At 77.4% G+C, this 1,982-nt stretch carries 2 protein-coding genes; both read left to right on the forward strand.

The genetic code is table 11. The annotated features are described in order from the left end of the window. Nucleotides 1-145 precede the first annotated feature (145 nt). Nucleotides 146-1,555, forward strand: coding sequence for a hypothetical protein (locus tag RIF68_RS35410; RefSeq protein ID WP_309055694.1), 1,410 nt, complete (start codon nt 146-148; stop codon nt 1,553-1,555). A gap of 57 nt (nt 1,556-1,612) precedes the next feature. After that, a partial coding sequence (locus RIF68_RS35415) for a GDP-mannose 4,6-dehydratase (protein WP_309055696.1) occupies nt 1,613-1,982 on the forward strand: 370 nt, incomplete at its 3' end.

A 1,982-nucleotide genomic window follows, 5' to 3' on the forward strand; every position in this document is an offset into this window, starting at 1 on the left:
AGTTCACCCTCCGGCAGACCATCGACACCTTCCGCGCCATCTACCACGAACTCGCCGACGGACGGCGTGCGGTGGAGGCCGTGCCCGCCCGCGTCGTCCTGCCCGCCCCGGCCGTCACCGGCACCGGCACCGGGAGCCTCGCCGGATGAGCGGCCCGATGTCCCTGGAACCCGGCGGCACCGAGCAGGACACGCTGGCCATCCGGCTGGCCGCGCCCCGTCCGCGCCGGCGCCTCCCCGACTCCCCCACCCTGACGATCCGACTGCCCTCCCGGGGCCCCGACGAGGAGGCGGTCAGCGCGCTCGCCGCCGAACTCGCCGACCGGATCGGCCCCGCCGTCCACCCCTACGAGGTCGCCGCGCTCCTGGAGGCGGACGGCCTCTCCGCCACCGTCATCAAGGAGCGGTACGGCCACCCCACCCTGTTCTCCCTGGCCGCCGCGCTCCACGCGCGCGTGCCCCGGACCTTCCCGGAACCGCCCGCCGCGCCCGACCCCTGGCGCCCCGACACCCTGCGGTGCCTGCTGCGCGGCCTGCTGTTCGCCCTGCCCGCCCTCGGTTACCTCCTCACCGCTCCGCTGTGGAGCGTGGGCGGGAACGCCCCGGTCCTCATGGTGGCGGGCGCCGTCTCCTGGGCGTGGGGGCAGGGGCTCGGGCACCGCGCCCATCTCCGGCTCGTCGCCGGCCGGCGCGAGGCCGGGCGCACCCTGCTGGCCGGCTCCGCGCTCGGCGCGGCCGTGGCGACCGGGCTGGCCGCCGTGCCCGCCGGCGGCGGCCCGGTCACGGCCGTCGCGGCGGCCCAGTCGCTCTACCTGGCGGGCGCGGGCGTGCTGCTGGTCCTCGGCCGGGAGCGGCTGCTGCTCCTCGCGCTCACCCCGCTGATCGCCGGCGCCGCCGTCCTCCCCTGGTGGGAGCCGGGCGCCCTGATCCGGCTGGCCCTGCCGCTGCTGGCGCTCCTGCTGACGCTCGCGGCGGCGGCGCGGGTCCTCTCCGGCTGCCTCGCCGCGCCCGCCGCGCCCGGCGGCGGTCCCCGGCCCCGGCTGCGGGCCTCGGTGCCGTACGGCCTCTTCGGCCTGGCCGCGGCCGTGCTCACGATGCTGCAGGGCCGCCAGGAGCCGTACGCGGTCATCGTGCTGACGCTCAGCATGGGACCGGCCGAATGGCTTCTCCACCGTTACCGGGGCTGGTCGGTGAGTGCCCTGCGCGCCACCGCCTCGCCCGGCGCGTTCCTGCTCCGCTCCTGCGGCGTCCTCGCCGGCTGCGTCGGCGGCTACCTGCTGCTGTTGTTGCCGGCGGCACTGCTGACCGGCTCGGATCCGGGGGCGCTGCTCACCCTGGCGGCGGCGCTGTGGACGGCGCTCCTGCTCCAGGCGTTCGGGGTGGCGTGGCCGCCGGCGCTCGTCTGTCTCGCCGCCGCCGCGGTCGCCGGGGCGGTCGCCTGGACGACGGGGCCGCCCGGTCCTGCCGCGCTCCTGCCGGCGGTCTGCGGTCCGGCCGCCGCCTGCCTCGTCGCCCTCACCGTCACCGTCCTGGGCCGGCCGTCCCCGCACGTCTGACCCGTCCGGCCGCCCGGCCGCCCCCTCCCGCCGTCCCGTCCCGAAAGGACCCCGCCCATGACCTCCGCACCGCTCGCCGCCGTCACCGGAGCCGAGGGCTTCATCGGCTCGCACCTCACCGAGGCGCTCGTCGCCTCCGGCCACCGGGTGCGGGCCATGGCCCAGTACAACTCCTTCTCCTCCTACGGCTGGCTGGAGACCCTCGCCCCCGACGTCCTCGACCAGGTGGAGATCGTCCTCGGCGACGTCCGCGACCCCGGCTCCGTGCGCGGGCTGCTCGAAGGCGCCGACTGCGCCTACCACCTGGCCGCGCTGATCGCGATCCCGTACTCCTACCAGGCGCCCCACAGTTACGTGGACACCAACGTCACGGGCACGCTCAACGTCCTGGAGGCGGTGCGCGCCCTGGGCACCCCCCGGCTGGTGC

This window comes from Streptomyces sp. (assembly GCF_031178505.1).
Classification (GTDB): Bacteria; Actinomycetota; Actinomycetes; order Streptomycetales; family Streptomycetaceae; genus Streptomyces; species Streptomyces gulbargensis.